The organism is Bacillus salipaludis, from assembly GCF_030938565.1.
GTDB lineage: Bacteria > Bacillota > Bacilli > Bacillales > Cytobacillaceae > Neobacillus > Neobacillus salipaludis_A.
Window position 1 is genome coordinate 1706897 of sequence record NZ_JAVGVR010000001.1, and the last position, 16419, is coordinate 1723315.

General features: G+C 33.6%; 18 protein-coding genes. 10 read left to right on the plus strand and 8 right to left on the minus strand.

Annotation, left to right across the window (positions count from 1 at the left end; translation table 11 throughout):
• Positions 1 to 57 precede the first annotated feature (57 nt).
• The 3 genes from recJ to RCG21_RS08345 form a co-directional block, all read right to left on the minus strand.
• Positions 58 to 1716 (minus strand): single-stranded-DNA-specific exonuclease RecJ, encoded by a 1659-nt coding sequence (gene recJ / locus RCG21_RS08335; RefSeq protein WP_308913064.1) that lies wholly within the window; start codon positions 1714 to 1716, stop codon positions 58 to 60.
• An 18-nt stretch (positions 1717 to 1734) separates the two neighbouring features.
• Complete coding sequence (locus RCG21_RS08340) at positions 1735 to 2097, minus strand: hypothetical protein (RefSeq protein ID WP_133332711.1); 363 nt, start codon at positions 2095 to 2097, stop codon at positions 1735 to 1737.
• A gap of 143 nt (positions 2098 to 2240) precedes the next feature.
• Positions 2241 to 2588, minus strand: a complete 348-nt coding sequence (locus tag RCG21_RS08345) for a helix-turn-helix domain-containing protein (protein ID WP_133332710.1) — start codon at positions 2586 to 2588, stop codon at positions 2241 to 2243.
• Positions 2589 to 3233: 645 nt separating this feature from the next.
• On the opposite strand from RCG21_RS08345, the gene RCG21_RS08350 reads away from it, so the two are divergent.
• Complete coding sequence (locus RCG21_RS08350; RefSeq protein WP_133332709.1) at positions 3234 to 3791, plus strand: PepSY domain-containing protein; 558 nt, start codon at positions 3234 to 3236, stop codon at positions 3789 to 3791.
• Positions 3792 to 3931: 140 nt separating this feature from the next.
• The gene (locus tag RCG21_RS08355; RefSeq protein ID WP_133332708.1) at positions 3932 to 4153 is read left to right on the plus strand and encodes a hypothetical protein; all 222 of its coding nucleotides are present in this window, start codon (positions 3932 to 3934) and stop codon (positions 4151 to 4153) included.
• 594 nt (positions 4154 to 4747) lie between these two features.
• On the opposite strand, the gene RCG21_RS08360 is transcribed toward RCG21_RS08355, so the two are convergent.
• Positions 4748 to 6412 (minus strand): GMC family oxidoreductase, encoded by a 1665-nt coding sequence (locus RCG21_RS08360; RefSeq protein WP_308914254.1) that lies wholly within the window; start codon positions 6410 to 6412, stop codon positions 4748 to 4750.
• A 501-nt stretch (positions 6413 to 6913) separates the two neighbouring features.
• Here RCG21_RS08360 and RCG21_RS08365 point away from each other — a divergent pair.
• From RCG21_RS08365 to RCG21_RS33495, 3 genes are all read left to right on the plus strand, one after another.
• Positions 6914 to 8416: an FTR1 family iron permease gene (locus RCG21_RS08365; protein ID WP_308913065.1), complete on the plus strand. Its 1503-nt coding sequence runs from the start codon at positions 6914 to 6916 to the stop codon at positions 8414 to 8416.
• Positions 8413 to 8787, plus strand: a complete 375-nt coding sequence (locus RCG21_RS08370; RefSeq protein WP_308913066.1) for a hypothetical protein — start codon at positions 8413 to 8415, stop codon at positions 8785 to 8787. The genes RCG21_RS08365 and RCG21_RS08370 overlap by 4 nt, the downstream gene beginning before the upstream one ends.
• 178 nt (positions 8788 to 8965) lie before the next feature.
• A complete protein-coding gene (locus RCG21_RS33495; RefSeq protein ID WP_133332781.1) occupies positions 8966 to 9046 on the plus strand; it encodes a cold-shock protein in 81 nt (26 codons plus the stop codon).
• A 166-nt stretch (positions 9047 to 9212) separates the two neighbouring features.
• On the opposite strand, the gene RCG21_RS08375 is transcribed toward RCG21_RS33495, so the two are convergent.
• Positions 9213 to 9821 carry a polysaccharide deacetylase family protein gene (locus tag RCG21_RS08375; protein ID WP_133332704.1) on the minus strand — a complete coding sequence of 203 codons (609 nt, stop codon included), beginning with the start codon at positions 9819 to 9821 and terminating at the stop codon, positions 9213 to 9215.
• 357 nt (positions 9822 to 10178) lie between these two features.
• On the opposite strand from RCG21_RS08375, the gene RCG21_RS08380 reads away from it, so the two are divergent.
• Entirely contained in the window at positions 10179 to 10730 is a 552-nt protein-coding gene (locus tag RCG21_RS08380; protein ID WP_133332703.1) for an NADPH-dependent FMN reductase, read from the plus strand.
• A 339-nt stretch (positions 10731 to 11069) separates the two neighbouring features.
• Here the strand turns inward: RCG21_RS08380 and RCG21_RS08385 are convergent, their stop codons facing one another.
• Positions 11070 to 11519, minus strand: a complete 450-nt coding sequence (locus RCG21_RS08385) for a peptide deformylase (protein ID WP_133340571.1) — start codon at positions 11517 to 11519, stop codon at positions 11070 to 11072.
• A gap of 313 nt (positions 11520 to 11832) precedes the next feature.
• Between RCG21_RS08385 and RCG21_RS08390 the strand changes: the two genes are divergently transcribed.
• Complete coding sequence (locus RCG21_RS08390) at positions 11833 to 12192, plus strand: DUF7674 family protein (RefSeq protein ID WP_133340569.1); 360 nt, start codon at positions 11833 to 11835, stop codon at positions 12190 to 12192.
• A gap of 625 nt (positions 12193 to 12817) precedes the next feature.
• Here RCG21_RS08390 and RCG21_RS08395 read toward each other — a convergent pair.
• Positions 12818 to 13003: a hypothetical protein gene (locus RCG21_RS08395; protein WP_133340565.1), complete on the minus strand. Its 186-nt coding sequence runs from the start codon at positions 13001 to 13003 to the stop codon at positions 12818 to 12820.
• Between the two features lie 261 nt (positions 13004 to 13264).
• On the opposite strand from RCG21_RS08395, the gene RCG21_RS08400 reads away from it, so the two are divergent.
• The 3 genes from RCG21_RS08400 to RCG21_RS08410 all read left to right on the plus strand — a co-directional run bounded on the left by RCG21_RS08400 (position 13265) and on the right by RCG21_RS08410 (position 15624).
• Positions 13265 to 13738, plus strand: coding sequence for a GNAT family N-acetyltransferase (locus RCG21_RS08400; RefSeq protein ID WP_235824982.1), 474 nt, complete (start codon positions 13265 to 13267; stop codon positions 13736 to 13738).
• Positions 13739 to 13913: 175 nt separating this feature from the next.
• Complete coding sequence (bluB, locus tag RCG21_RS08405) at positions 13914 to 14555, plus strand: 5,6-dimethylbenzimidazole synthase (protein WP_133340563.1); 642 nt, start codon at positions 13914 to 13916, stop codon at positions 14553 to 14555.
• An 859-nt stretch (positions 14556 to 15414) separates the two neighbouring features.
• A complete protein-coding gene (locus tag RCG21_RS08410) occupies positions 15415 to 15624 on the plus strand; it encodes a hypothetical protein (RefSeq protein WP_133340561.1) in 210 nt (69 codons plus the stop codon).
• A 117-nt stretch (positions 15625 to 15741) separates the two neighbouring features.
• Here the strand turns inward: RCG21_RS08410 and RCG21_RS08415 are convergent, their stop codons facing one another.
• A complete protein-coding gene (locus RCG21_RS08415; protein WP_133340559.1) occupies positions 15742 to 16251 on the minus strand; it encodes a CBO0543 family protein in 510 nt (169 codons plus the stop codon).
• Between the last annotated feature and the right edge of the window lie 168 nt (positions 16252 to 16419).

The window sequence follows — 16419 nt, forward strand, 5'->3', positions numbered from 1 at the left end:
CAAAAATGTGGACTTGCAAGATTTCCTTTTTATAAGGACTATAACTTTGTTAATAATTTATTCTTTAATTCTTAAATTTTTCAGCAAAATATTTTTTCTTTTCATACAATGGGAAGTATATAGAACTTCCAATTTACTACTCTTTTTCCATTGAGCGAAATTATTAGCTATGTCGAATCCAATTATTTCTTTTTTACTATGGAATAGTTTTAAGTGATTCTGCTTTCTTCCAAAAGTTTCATAATGCGTAATATCATTTAAGGATGTAAAAAAAATTGGTTTCGGAAAATTAATTCCAAATGGTTCTAATGAATACAAATCATTTAAGAAGGTGTCTGTTACGTCATTAATAGATAATTCAAAGCAATAGGTAATAAGTGGATCTCTAATTTCTTGTTTCTTCGCGATTTCTTGTATAACTTTCCGAAATTCACCTATTTTATTTGAATCAGGAGTAATGGAAAATCCAGCGGCGGCTTGATGCCCACCAAATTTTAATAAGTGATCACCACATTCTTTAATGGCAGAAACGATGGAAAAATCAGTTCCATTCACACTTCTTGCAGAGCCCACTCCATCTTTTGAGATGACAATGGTAGGTTTGCGAAATGTTTCTACAATCTTCCCAGCTAATATGCCAATAATTCCATGATGAAATGAACCATTGACAACAATGACCTGATCCTTATGTAATTGGTTTTCCTCGATTGTATCCAATGCGATTTTAAAGGAAAGTTGTGTCATTTCTTTTCTTTTCTCATTTAGATAAATTACTTTATTCACCATTTCCTTTGTTAAATTTTTCATTAACAACAATTTCACGGCAATATTTGGATCCGAAATTCTTCCACAAGCATTAAAAATAGGTCCGAATGTAAATCCAACTGTTGAACTATCGACTTTTGAGATGTGCAATAAATCTTTAAGATGCTTAATCAAAGGGATAGGATGATTCTCAAGCTTTCTTAATCCAAGCGAGCAAATAATTCTGTTCTCATCCACCATCATTAAATCCGCAATCGTTCCAAGAGTAGCTAATTCAATTGCCTCACTCATAACTGCATCTGTTCTTCGCCCAATTCGTTCATACAAAGCTTGTGAAACCTTTAAAGCTACACCTGCTCCTGATAAAGAAGGAAAAGGGTAAGTATTATCTACCCGTCTTGGGTTTATGAAAGCATAACAGGATGGATGTGGTCCCAAAACTTCGTGATGATCGGTTACAATTACTTCAACTCCCCGTTGTTTTGCAACTTTCATTGCTTCATGAGCACTTGAACCATTGTCCTCAGTAATAAGTAAACTTACATCAGTTGGTAATTCAAAAACTGCGTTTGCTGTTAATCCATATCCTTCTTTCCTTAATGGAAGGCGAAAAGATACTTTTCCATTTAAATGAACAAGAATTTTATATAGAAGCGTCGTGCTTGTGATGCCATCAGTGTCATAGTCACCGAAAATAAAAATATGTTCCTTTTGATACAATGCTTTTATAATCCGTTGTACAGCCAAATTCATATCGTTTAACAAAAAGGGGGAGTACATTTTATCTATATTTGGTACCAAGAAGTTGATCATTTGTTCTTCTTTTTTATATCCATTAAGCCATAGATAATGAATAAGACGGGGATCTAAATCGAACATACGTGAACAGTAATAAAAATATCCTCTTTTAGGATGGCTCTCATAAGGGATATCTATTGGTTTCCAATGCATGATTACAGCAACCTTTCGTTATGGAAGGTAAAACCAAATATAATGCTTTCCATAATAGACCTCTAATAAAGGCAAAACATCCTCAACTACATTGTCACTCTGATAATAGCTACGAATATAAGGAAGTAGAGATTTTTTCTCGCGTTTTTTAATTCTTCGATTATAAAAACTAATTGGTACAGGAAAAGCCTTACAATCATTAATCGTTCCTTTTGTTACAACATAATAAAGTTCAATAGGTTCGTCCCAAGCTTTGTTAAAAATGGTTCCAGGATAGAATAAGTAACCTTGAGATTTGTAAAATTGAAGTTTACGTTTTAATTCTAAGAGGTTTGTCTCACCTATTTGATCCATGATATTTGCTAAAGTAATATTGTTCATATGTGATTATCCTTTCGAAAATTTTCATTAAAAATAAGATAGGAGTAGTCCTATCTTATCCAAATTACAGTTCGTTATTCATTTTTATAAATAGTTGTTCATTTACGTGAATAATATTTTTATTAAGACATACCATATTAGTACTAGTTCTTATTTTTATTCGTTAGAAACCAATTGATCCCGTGCTCAAGGGAAGAAACCAGATACTCAGCTGCTTCTGGATTTTGGTTTTCTAATAACGCAAGTTCTTTTGTTGCTCTGTTGAGTCGGAGTGAGGTTTCGCTCAAAACCTCATCATCTGATTCAACAGGCAATAGCATTAATTCTTTTTGTAATGTTTCGAGTAACGATAGGGGAATTGTTTCCGTTTTGCCCGTTTCTAAATTACTAAGATAACCCGCAGAAACATCTAATCGTTTTGCAAATTCATTTAATGTAATCCCTTTCTGTGTCCTAATGGTTCGAATTCGTTGTCCGATGTTTTGCAACAAATTAATACTTCTCTCCTTTATTCTAATGTCACATGTTATGAAATAGTGGTATGTCCCAGAACTTAGATATTTCTTATATAATATTATTTACTTTAATTTTACAACATATTCTGAATATTTGTAAAAGGGATAACGTTTTGTAATTATAGATGATCCTAAGGTATGTCCTTTTCACCAATGAGGGACGAGAATACTTAATGGTATACGAGTTTATGACGCTGATGATGTAGGAGAGGGGATTGGAATGGATTTTAAGTGGAATCTATAAAAAAGATAGAAAAAGTAACATTCTATTCTTAAAATAACTCGTGCGTATCTGAAAAATCAGGTACGCTTTCTTATTTTAGCATATTACCATATTAATATACTATTTTACTAATATAGTAAAATTTGGTAAAAAACAATTGACAAACCTAATTTATCCACGTAAAATCACATTAAGTTGCTATATTGTTAAGAATATTCAAAAAATATTTTTAAAACTTAATAGCTTATACGGGGAGCATGTTAAAAGAAGCGATTTATAAGAAAGTGTTTGTGGTCGTGGAAATTTTTTTAGATGGAAGGAGTTTTTACAGAATCAAAAAAGGATTGGGCATTATCCTTGATGTTTACTAAAAATAAGACAAGGTGTGTGGTGGATAAGTGTCAAAAGCTTTAAGACTGTACCAATTTAGCCGAAAAGTACATAAATGGGCTGGCTTAATTTTATCTATTTTTTTTATGTTCATAGCAGTCACAGGACTCTTGCTGGTTTACATGATCCCACTAGGAGTGGCTGATGAATTAAAAACGGGAAAGGAGGCTAGTCCAAGTCAAGCGATAACTATGGATAAAGTTGTTTCCATTGCTACGTCTCAAGGGCTCCCAGGTGTGAAATCGGTTGAAGATATCTTTAGAATAGAATATAGACCTGGTTTAAATATTTATCAGGTTCGATTCAATAACAGTCAAGATGTTCAAATCGATGCAAGTACGGGAAAAGTTTTATCTACAAATCCAGATTACTCAACTTTCATTATAACTTTACATGATGGTACCTTATTTGGTGATTGGTATAGATACAGTATCCTAACAATGACTGGTTTATCCTTAATCCTGCTTTCATTCTCAGGGTATTATATGGTGGGCTATCCACTTTATAAGCGTTTAAAGGCGAGAAAAAAAGCAATTAGTTTAGAAAATATCTCCACGAAACAATAAAAAATACCAATGTGTAACCCAAGTTAACAAAAACACTTTAAAAGAAAGAAGGAAATAAAATTTGTTGCTTGTCCTACAAATATCCAATCCAAATTATTAAAAAATTCATTTAATAAATTGGAAAGGAGATGAAGTATAAGATGAGTAGCCAGGAATTTAAGCGCTTTGCCTCAGAGCTTGTAGGTGAAGAGGTAGAAGTAATCACTACCAATGGAACATATACAGGAACACTTGAATATGTTGGCAGCGACAGTTTAATTTTGATAACTAGAATTAGAGGTAGAAGAGTAAGATTAGCTATTCGAATCGCTCTAATTGTTGCGCTTTTCAGTTTATTGACAGGTCGTAGGTTTACTTTTTAATCAAAAATTCAATTAATTAAGTAAAATAGTTGCCACATTATTATGGGCAGCTATTTTTTTATCCCAGCCTATGACAAACCGAAATAGTCGTTTGGTTATGTCTCTTTACCTAATACATTTTATGGATTTTTGCGCTTTTCTTGCAATGAAGGTGGAGAAGAAAGGTAGTCCCTTTGCGAATTTTACTTGAATTGAAATCTTTCCATGATGTTGATTGACTATCCCATATCTTTTATCTAATCCTGTCAAGTCCTTTCACTATGGTCCTGGAGAATTGCTGTTAGGGGTGCTTTTAGTATTTAATAATGAAGTACGTCCTACATAAAAAATATTTATCATTATCATTCAAAAGATGAATATATAAAAATAAAGATATGCATCCCTTCCTTGACTGCTTTTTTGCTACCTTTTTTAAAAGGTAGTTGTATCAAGATTTGGTAGATACTGTAAATAAAGAAGCTCAAAAGAAACAATAATTTTTTTAGATAATAAACAAGCCCTTAACCAAAAATGCGTTAAGGGTCTTTTGATGGTTTATTATCAAGGTTTTAATGGGTTGAAACGTGATGTTTAAAAACAGATAAGTCCACTTACTTATTTTTGGTCCCGAATAAATTTAACAGCATTTAAACCAATCATCTGTGCAGCTAAAGCTGTGTTTCCATCAGGCATTATTGGCGAAATGGAGAGATCGGCGACTTTCAGATTTTCAGTACCAAATACATTCAGAAATCCATCCACAACTCCTTCTTCAATGCTTCTTCCCATCCTACATTGTCCACCGTAATGATTGAGTACGTTATAGGATGCCTTGGCAAAATTAGCAAGTTGAGCTCGCTTTTCTTTTGTGTCTTTTAAATTGAAAATATCTTCCGAAGGATATACAACCTTATAAATCCCTTCTGGGTCTAATTTACGCGCCCTTTTAATGATATTAAAAGTTTCAATATAGTGGTCCACCATGAAGTCTAAATCCTCTTGGTTTGCCAATGGATTAAAGTCAACAGATGGATATGCTTCAGGATCGCTATGTGCTGCCAAAATGGTCCCTTTGCTTCTTGGATTTAGATTTACAATTCCAATACTCATGATATTACTTGGTTTATTTTCGTTAAAATCCCAGTTGTTTATCAAGACATCCTGAACGGGAACAAATCTTGGGAATATGTTTCCCAATAGTTGAAGACGACGTCCTGCTCTCTGTCCTGTATTATCATCTCTTTTAAAGGCACCTAATGGGATTGGTTGATCGGGATCAGATGACATTACCATTAAAAGGCGTGTTGTTTCCACTTCTATTCCTATACCCACTGCATAATGTGTTTGAAAATTGTACCCTACATTGGGACTTTCAACTAATGTGGTTATACCTGCTCTATCTAAGTCGGACGTTTTACCAATTCCAGAGCGGTTCAAAATGACCGAGGAAAAATTTCCCGCAGAAACGATAATGCCTTTTGATACAAAAGCTCTCTGGGATTTGCCGTTTCTGACGAATTCAACTCCCACAGCTCTTTGTATTTCCCCATCTTGTTCAAATAAAATTTTATTTACGGTAGATTTTGCGATTACTGCAAGTTTCCTTTGACCAACTCCAAACTCATCAGGGGCGAATTCGTCACATTGTGTCACAATAAATTCGTTTAAATATCCAGTTGCAGTTGAAGAACGTACAAATTTTCTTGGCTCCAATTCTTCTTGAGTAAATTGTGATTTAATAAAAGTACAGTCTCTTATACCAGTATTATAGTCTTCTACTATCGGAATTTTTAAGACATCTGATGTTGCTTTGGCTAAAATAGTAGTAAGCCCATCCTTAGGCGTGATCTGTTGTCTTATAAAGATGGGACCATCGAATCCCCTCTCATCTGGGGTTTGTGTGTTACCCGTATAGGTTTCATTTTCAATAAATAATTCGCGGACATTATTGTAACTCCATTGGTTTCCTGCTAGGCTAGCCCATTCATCATAAAGGTTCCTGCTTCCTCTTACAGCAAGCATTGCATTGTGCTCAGAACTCCCTCCAATAAGTCTTCCACCTGATAATAGGAGTTGACGACCGATAGTTTGTTCTAATTTTGAAAGGATATTAAATGAGAATCTATTATCTGAGGATAAAGTAAGTGCAGTTCCTCCATTAGGACTGCTCATTTCTTCTGTCATATTTGTCCCTGGTTCAAGAACAAGTACAGATGTGGTTTTATCATCTGATAACTCATTGGCAATCACACCTCCCGCTGTTCCAGCACCGATTACAATATAATCAAAAGTATTTCATGCGGACATTTCATTATTCCCCTCTCATAATCCACACAAATCTAATTTTCAGCCTTATTTTATATGTATGAAGAATATCCATCTTTGTGTGTTTATCCTTGTGTCCATCAATTTTTGGGTGGGATTTCCCTTAATTTGGTGATTGGAGAATCACATTATGAAACGAATAGTGCTAGCGAATACCTAGGGAGCTTCGATTTAACAAGCGGTGAAAATTGAATTTACATAATTAAATGCAGGAGTTGTTCCGCAGCCTAAAACAGGAAGTAACCGTAATTTTTTGGGGATTATGATTTTTAAGGATATTGTTCTCTGCTTGTTAGAAACCGCATTAGTTATCAGCCATATTATTTATTTTTTTAGACTGATAAACCCGAGGGAAATAATAAAACTCCAATTGACAATCAATATCAATGAAAATACAATAGTTTTAGATGAAATTGAAATTCGTTATCAATTGTGACTTCACAAGGGGGATCCTCTATGGGCAAAAATCTATTACTTAAATTATCTATCCTTCTATTAATATTAGGATTTGGGGTACATACTTCTGTATCAGCGGCTGGAAATTCCAGTGAGGATATAAAGAAAGCTGAAGTTTCAATTGATAAAGCCATCGACTATGCTTCTAAAGGGAATCTTTCAGAAGCACAAAAGGCGTATGATCAATTTAATAAAACCTGGAGAGAAATTGAAGAAGGGATTAAAGCTGATTCCGCGACTGCCTACCGAGACATCGAATCAAATATGGGGCAGGTTGTTTATGCGTTAACCCTAAAAAAACAGGATCAAGTTTTACAAGCTTTAAAAGGTTTAAAAGCTGTAAATGAAAAGTTTGCAAGTGGGGGTTACCCAAAAGAGGCAGGCTTTAAGAAAGAGGATATTTCTTTAGATGATTTTATCGTGCTTCTCCAAGAGACAAAAAAGGAAATTAACGAACAAAATCAAACTGAAGCACTAGATGATATAAAAAAGGCAAGTAGCAGCTGGTTGAGCGTAGAAGGAGTAGTTGTTGCACAATCTGCCTCAGTTTATAGTGATTCCGAAAGGGATTTGGTTACGATTCAAGCCATGCTTTCTGCAAATCCATCAAATTTTAAAGATGCAAATAAAACCGTCGATAACATGATAAAATACTTAACCCCTTTAGCTGATAAATCAGAGTACACTTATTGGGATGCATCAATGATTCTAATTCGTGAAGGTTTAGAAGCATTGCTTGTTGTTATAGCCCTTATGTCTTTTGTAAAAAAATCAGGTGAGGGAAAGGGAAAAGGCTGGATTTGGACTGGGGTTTTATCGGGTCTTGGCGTTAGTGTGATTCTTGCAGTCATTGTTAAATTCGTCATTTCTTCTGGAGCGTTTGGTAACAATAATGCTCTAATCGCTGGTTGGACAGGGGTTTTTGCAGCAGTCATGCTATTGTATATGAGTTATTGGCTTCATAGTCAATCTAACATCGCTGATTGGAATCGGTATATTCGTGAAAAAAGCCAAACAGCATTAACCACAGGTAAACTTGTTTCTTTAGGGGTTCTTGCCTTTCTTGCGGTATTCCGAGAAGGAACAGAAACAGTATTGTTTTATATCGGAATGGCGAGCCAGATAAAACTTCAGGCATTACTGTTGGGTTTTCTTATTGGAGCTGCAATTTTGGGAATCTTAGCTTATCTAATGATATTTGTCGGATTAAAATTGCCACTTCGTCCATTCTTTATGGTATCAAGTCTAATTGTATTTTACCTGTGTATTAAGTTTACAGGTATGGGGATTCACAGCCTACAATTATCTGGCTTAATCCCAACAACGAATTCTCAAAGCATCCCAAGTATTGACTTTTTTGCACTATACCCATCTTGGGAAAGTACAATACCACAAGTAATTCTAGTACTAGGTGCAGTAATTATACTTTTATCAAAAAAATTTAAAAATCAAAAACATAATGCTGTGAACAATAATCACAATGAAAGTAGGAAACTATCATGAAAAAATTAACATCAATGGTTTTAGCAGTTGGTCTAGGGAGTGCACTAGTATTATCTGGTTGTAGTTCAACTGATAATAAAGTTTCTGATGGTGTAAATAAAATGTTGGATACAACAGGACAGTTATCAAAAGCAATCGATAGTGGGGACCAAGCAAAAGTAAAAGAAGTTGGACCAAAATTAGAAGATCAGTGGTCTTCGTTTGAAGACGATGTGAAAAAGGATAATAAAGACCTTTATGCAAAAGTAGAAAAATATCTAGATCCGACGATTGCTGGTTCAGAAGCAAAAACTCTTGATAAAGAGGCGTTGGGCACTTTGAATGATCAATTAACTGATGCCTTGAAAGAATTAAAGGAAAAAACCAAATAATTAATTTAAAACACCGACTAAATTTTAGATGTCGGTGTTTTATTTAATTCAATGATACTATTCCACATAGAATCACTCATTTTGTTAGTTTGGGGATTCCAAATAATTTAATAAGGAGGGTTTATAATGCAGAAGGAAAATTCAGCGGCAATCGTAGATATTTTAAAAGTCTTAAGCAATGATACCAGGTCAAGCAGTTACTTTCGACGTTGAGCAAGGACAACGTGGAGCACAAGCAACTAACGTGCGTAAAGCTTAATTTAGAAACATTTAACAGGCTCTATTTTTAGGGTCTGTTTTTTAATGATAGGGAGTACGAAAGAAACCGATATTGGAAAGAGACTGTTAGTTTGTAGAGAAATATCCGATGAAGTTCTTTCGTACCTGTTTTTGTAAACGCCTTAAGACACCAGTGGTAATCTTTTTTAAATTTTAAATGCTATTTTATGAAACTCAGGAACTGTTATGAACTGATAATCATTTTTCTGAAGATATTGAATGAGTTTATTCAAAGATGCCACAGTATGATCCCGAGGACCACAACCGTATAGATCACCATCATGCATCACAATAAGACTATTTTTTTGTAATCCAGCAATGACATGCAACTGTACGGCAAAAGGTGAGTCCTCACACCAATCCTGACTATCTACATTCCATAATACAGAAGTCATTCCCCATTTTTTTATAATAGCCTCGGTATCATTATCAATTGCGCCATAGGGAGCACGAAACAGATTTGGGGAAATTCCTATTAACTTTTTTATCTGATCATTTGTTGAATGAATTTCACTCCGTAATTGACTTTCAGAAAGAGTCGATATATCAGGATGACTCCAAGTATGATTTCCAATTACATGTCCTTCCGAGTGAATGCGGTTTATTATGTTTGGGAATTTTTTCGCTTCAGAACCGACGACAAAGAATGTGGCAAGAATGTGATTTCGTTTTAGAATATCCAAAATATAAAATGTATAAGGTGAAGGTCCATCATCAAAGGTCAAGGCAACATATTTAGGTGAATTTTTGTCCATTTTGGAAACCCCTTTCTTTTGTAAATTAATTACAATGAAGTGCAATCTGAAGGAGCATTTTTCCTTTTATTTCCTTTCGATATTGTTACCTTAGTATATGGGGGGTGTATAAAAACTGAACAAATATTGCAATAAACTTTAGTAATAAGATTCATAAGCAGTTGATTTTTAAAATGCTTACATTGAACCTGTAACAGTTTTTCTCAACAACTAATAAATCCGTTACAAGTTGAAGGAAATAAAATACCGACCTTAAGCCTTCCCGTATTTAGTTATTGAATATTTAACCTTAGGTGGAATGTGTATATAAACCTTTTCATACAAATTAAATGGACATCTATTAAGGAGGAAGAAATATTGACAAATGAAAAATTAAATATCGGAATTATCTTAGGAAGCACTCGTCAAGGTCGAGTTAGTCCTCAAGTAGGAGAATGGCTAAAAGGAATTGCTGACCAACGTGGAGATGCAAATTATGAAATCGTGGATATTTCTGATTTCCAATTACCGTTTTTAGGAACAACCGATGGGACTGAACCTGGAATTGCTGCTTGGAATAAAAAGCTTTTCAGCTTGGATGGATTCGTATTCATTGTTCAAGAATACAATCACAGTATTACAGGAGCACTAAAAAATGCACTTGATTATGCTCGTGAAGCTTGGAATAACAAGGCGGCAGGTATCGTAAGCTACGGGGGAACTGGTGGAGCTCGTGCAGCTGAACATTTACGTGGAATCTGTGCAGAATTACTTATAGCGGATGTGAAAGTTCACCCAACTTTATCTTTATTTACTGATTTTGAAAACTTTAAGACCTTTAAACCAGCCGCAATACATCTTAAAAATGTCAATTTAATGCTTGATCAAGTTTTAGCCTGGAGTGGTGCTTTAAAAACCTTGAGAAAATAGTTAAATTGATAAGTAGACTGTGACCCAAATATCAGGCGAAAAAAAAGTGTCTAATATTTTTTGAATCTAGTTAGTTATGAACATTTTGCACAGTGTTTTCAACAAAAATAAGACTTGTGAACTGTTGCACTTCAACTAACGGGTGCTTGAGTAGGATGGATTGCTGCGGCGATCCTTTTTTTGTTGTACTACGGGGTAGGTTATTGGATGAAGGAAATCGACGCATTAATGTAGAAATATTTACCAAACAAAATGGAGGGTGTTAAGAATTTGGGAGGAAAAATCCAGAATTTTAGAAAATCCATATTTTTGTCAACAACTCCAAAATCCGTTGCCTTTTTAAAATGCCTGCAAAGTTTTGCTTGTAAAAAGAATTCCTTCCAAATGATCAAATTCATGCTGGAATATAATCGAATCCATACCTCCCATCTCACGGAATATCCTTTCACCAAAGATTGATAAATAGGAAATCCTTATTATGAGGTAGCGCGGAACTATCCCTATAATCCCTGGGAGAGAGATACATCCTTCGCCAGATGGTAATGAGTTGGGTGTTGGATCAAGTATATAAAAATTTGGATTGATTAAAATTTCTGTTCCTGTTGTAAATCGAGCAACAAAAGCCCGTTTTGATACGCCGACTTGCGGTAAGGAAATTCCTAATACATGTGGCGAATTTTCCACGAACGTTTTCATTTCATTCAAAAGTGGAGTTACACTATAAATGTGTTCAACATCAATTGCTTTTTGAAACAAAATTGGGTTTGGAAATGTAAGAATGGAAAACATTTCATCACCTTTCGTCCGAGTTAAATATTTTTACATTTTTTGAAATATTTTAAAAAAGCCATTTATAAAATATATTCGAACGGAAGAAAAAAATAATAGGAAATCAAATTGACAATAAACATTATTAAAAACCTGTATCGATTTATAAATCAATACAGGTTTTTAATGGTTAGTAATTCTTTAGTGAAACAAAGGGTTGCGCGGCAGCCTTCTTTTTTATTGAAATAAAGTGGCAGGATAGTTGAAGAAGGGGAACCTATCCACTTTATAGAATGAAAAGTGTTAAATACTTTTTAGAACAGGGAGAAATAAGATGAAATACAAGGACTTAGCAAAGCATTTTACTGAAAACTTTGAAGAGTATAAGACGATATTACAGGAACATATTGAATTCAACGATGAAATCTTAAATCACGTATTCTTTGGTGAATGCAACGATTATTTTATTGAACTCATAGGTAAAGAGAAGGAAATACAGAAAATTAAAGAGTTGTTTGCTTTTTTTGAACAAATGGCAACTCAGGGAGATGATGATGTTAAAGAATTATTAAGTGTTGCTATTCTTGCACGACTTGGCGACTCCAAGAAATTGCTACAAGCTGCATATAAGTATATGGGTGACGAAACAAGGAAGGCTTCAGATGAAATTGAAAAGTATTGGGGTAGATATTGAACTAACGGGTGCAAGAGTTGAAGATCTGAGCTGTCATTTTGACAGCTTTTCTTTTTGTCCTAACGGGGCAGGATAGTTGAACAAGACTTTGGAAATGTATGGTAAAATATATGGTGAATGATAAATGTGGAGAGTGGTATTAATGAAGGTACTGTTGGAGTTAATACGAATAGTGTTTTTATTTGTATTTTTCGGAGGAATTATAGGTGCCTTTATAAATTTTGTGTACTCAAAATTTGGAACGAACATAGACACCTATGGCTGGATGGGGCTAATGGCGATTCTTATTTTATTTTTTGTACTGTATAGGAATAAATATCAATTTAGTGGATGGTATACAGGTAAAGGACGAGTTAAACTCTCCGCAAAAGTATCAAAAGTGCTTATTTCCATTTCAATAATATTAATGTTGTTACCTCCGATTCTAAATTTCTTCTTTAGCTAACGGTGCGATTGTTCAAAAAGGGCAGTCGCTTTTCTTGTTCCGCTAACTGGCAGGTAAGTTGAACAAAAATGAAAAAAAGACAAAAAAATTCCTCATAAAATATGCCTTTTTATCGTGGAATTGTTGTAAAAATGAAAAGGAGAAAAGCACCCATTTGAGTGCTTTCCATATTAATCCTATTTACTTACTGAACAAGCCTTTTACACCCTTATAAATTAAGACTAGCGAGAATACTAGAACTGTTAGAATGCCAAGGATATTTGTAACTGGTGAAACACTTTCAAGAAATGAATCAGCTAACGGAACTTTTATAAGTGCAAAACCAGATAAAATTGTAGCAAGGAATAATAAAATCCGATTATCCATTACTTCCTCCTCCTTCCTATGTGATTAATAAATCATATGTCATTATTGTTACAAATATGTCAAAATTGAAACAATAGTTACATGTTATCGGAAAAGAAAAATACATTCTGGTATTCAAAAATGATTCTTCAGCTAATGGTTGCAAGAGTTAAAGATTGGGATTGCTGTGGCGATCCCATTTTTTCTTATTCCACTAATGGGGCAGGTTACTTTAAGAAGGTCAATTCGTTATAATAAAAAATATACTTATAAATTCAGAGGGTGATTAGTATTAATATTGACTTTTTAACAAACCATCCCGATAAAATCAATGAAGTTTCTGAAATGGTTTTTAAGGAGTTTGTAGTAAAAACTGGTAGCCGTAAGAAATTTGAAGATGTTGTTAATCACTTTTCAAATACAAAGAACAATACGTTTCCAATAACTCTTATTGCATTAGAGAACGGGAAATGTTTAGGAACAGTATCTATTTTTGATAACGATTTAGCGATAAGAGATATGTATAAACCTTGGCTTGCATCTTTATATACCAAGCCTGAACATCGTGGTAGAGGTGTAGGGGAAAAGTTAGTAGCCAAAACCATAGATGTAGTCAAAGAATTAGGATTTAATGAACTTTATTTAAGAACAGAAGATGCATCAAACTATTATAGAAGTAGAGGATGGACTTATCTTGAAACTGTTTCTGATGATAAATACGAAAAAATTGATGTGTTTAAAATACAGTGTATTTAATTTAATTAACCATTATTTGTGAAAAATTGTACTTAAACTATCGGGTGCTAGAGTTTAAGAAAGGGTTGCAGCGGCAGCATCTTTTTTCTTGTTGAGCTAATAACGGGGCAGGATAGAGAAAAATGATTTATATTAAAATAGATATTTTTAATAAAAGTAGAGGGAGAGAACTTTTATGTTTTCTAATGAAGAAAGAGATTCTATTTATAAAGTTATTTATAACAGGAGAGATATTCGAAGTTTTTTGTCAACTCCTATCCCCGAAAACACGCTACATAAAATATTAAACGCAGCCCATCATGCACCTTCAGTGGGATTTATGCAACCTTGGAACTTTATTTTAATTTCCTCTGACGAAGTTAAAGAAAAATTAGCTTGGGCTGCAGAAAAAGAAAGACAGGCATTAGCTATCCATTATGATGGGGAAAAAGAAATGAAATTTCTTGATTTAAAAATTGAGGGTTTAAAAGAAGCTCCTATAACTATTTGTGTAACATGCGACCCTACAAGAGGAGGCTCCCATGTATTAGGACGAAATTCAATTCCTGAAACAGATATTTTATCAACAGCCTGCGCTATTCAAAATATGTGGTTAGCATCTTGTGCTGAAGGATTGGCGATGGGATGGGTAAGTTTTTATAAAAAGAATGATATTCGAGATATTTTAGAAATACCACCACATATTGACCCTATTGCTCTTATATCTATTGGTTATACTAATGACTACCCAGAAAAACCTATTTTGGAATTAGCTAAATGGGAAAAAAGACGTTCTTTAGAACATCTTATTTTTGAAAATAAATGGGGAAGAAACTAAAGGTTTATTAAAGTAACGGGTGCTATTGTTGAAGAATAGGGGGCTGCTTCGGCAGCCCTTTCCTTGTTCCAATAAATGGAAGGTTAATGGAATAACTTCCCTTTTGTTGGTTATGTTAAATAATAAAAAGGACTTTAATATGATAGGACTTACTATTGCAATAATTGCGTTTAATTTTATCACATTCAAGACAAATAAACGACTAACGAATAATCAAATCTTTCACATTTAGGCATTTACTATTGCTTTCCAACAAATCTTCGATTTGTATATAGATATGAAATATCATGGTTACTGGTATTTCACCAAAAATGTTGATTGGAACGCATTGCCTGCTCATACCGTTTTAATTCCTCCTGTTAACATGATGTTTTTAAATTGGTTTCCTTTTAATTCCTCAATTGTGAAAAAAATTATGTATATTTTTGTTTTTGTAATAAGTATTTTAATTTATGAATCAGTAACTTTACTTCCCGAACCTTGGGGGTACTTCCATTATGGCTGGTGGAAATTATGGCACGCAGCTATAATCGATCCGATACTTTTGTTTATCTTATTAGGGTATTACAAATTGGTATGTAAAGCAGAAAAAAATCTTATTATTAAAGAAAAATAATTAAATAATATAAAAGTCCCTCTTGAACAAACGGGTGCGTTACTTGAAGATTGGGCTGCCATAATTGGCGGCTTTTTTGTTGTTCAACTAAAGGGGCAGGTTAATAAGATACCTTCCATTTGTTTAATTGTGTACCTGCTCATGTTATAATGAGGAACTTAGGATAATTACGACTTTTACTCATAATTGAACGGATGCCAAGAAAAGCCTCCGACTAGCGATAAAAAATGGGGGTGTAAGAGAATGAATAAACGATGGACAATTGGTAAAATTAAAGAATTTGTTGAGAACAATTCGGAAAGTAAGTTGCTAACGACGGAATACCACGGTTTTTCTCAAAAGTTACTGTTTAAATGTGCGTGTGGTAGCAACTTTGAAAAAACATTTACGAAATTTAAAAATAATAACCAACGTAAATGTGACGTGTGCCAACCGCTAAAAGCGTCACGCTAAACGTATATAACGGGTGCGTTAATCCAATTAGGATTAACGCACTTTTTATTGAACTCCTTATTGAACAAACGGGGGCAGTTTAGTTACAGATCAACTAAAATAAAAAAACAAAGGAAGTTAATGAGTCCCCTTTGCTTTTTCTGAAGAATGTTGGGCATATGAAATTAGATTAATTAAACCAACAAACCCTCTAATGTATAATTTTAATAAAAAAATTCCAATAAAGGAATGGTACCATTTCCATCCTTTTTTGTAATTAATGGTTCTTGTAAAACGTTCCATTAAAGCTTCCAAAATAACTTGTGGTGTAGTAAATAAAAATGTTTTCAATATTATTTCACTTAACTTTTTTGTTTTTTGAGTGGACTGATAGTACCAAACAGTAATTAACGGACACAAAATACTATCGTATAAAAAGCTCCCTTTCGTAAATTTACGTTCATTTTTCAGCCTAACTGGATACTCTAAACGGTCTTTTGAAACAAGGTAGTTATCTAAAGGTGTATTGAAAAAAGAACTTAATAAGAAAATGATTAACTGTTCTTTTATTGGTTTTTTTAATAATGTAGGGAAAAGAAGTACCAATCCTAACAACCATAGGAATTTTAGTATTTTTCGGTCTGTCATTAAGAACATTCTCCTTTAATATTATAGTTTGTATTTTTCATCTTTTTATAACGATAATTTGTTGAAGAATGTAGGTGTTTTATCATATTTGTGAAGTGTTTCACTTAAAGTAAACCAGCTAATAGTTTGTCAACATTTTTCAATAAAAACATAAAACTTTTTATGTTA